Source organism: Neobacillus cucumis, from assembly GCF_023715505.1.
This window is the reverse complement of the sequence record NZ_JAMBOH010000195.1, coordinates 1-209: the sequence shown is the minus strand read 5'-3', so window position 1 is coordinate 209 and position 209 is coordinate 1. Positions and strand designations below refer to the sequence as shown.

General features: G+C 51.7%; 1 rRNA gene. It reads left to right on the top strand.

Going from position 1 to position 209, the window contains the following annotated elements:
* A 23S ribosomal RNA gene (locus M3226_RS32075) occupies nucleotides 1-209 on the top strand; the annotation flags it as partial.

Below are 209 nucleotides of genomic sequence, written 5' to 3'. Positions count from 1 at the left end.
AGGCTGAGCTGTGACAGCGAGGGAAATATAGTACCGAAGTTCCTGATTCCACACTGCCAAGAAAAGCCTCTAGCGAGATAAAAGGTGCCCGTACCGCAAACCGACACAGGTAGGCGAGGAGAGAATCCTAAGGTGAGCGAGAGAACTCTCGTTAAGGAACTCGGCAAAATGACCCCGTAACTTCGGGAGAAGGGGTGCTTTTTAGGGTG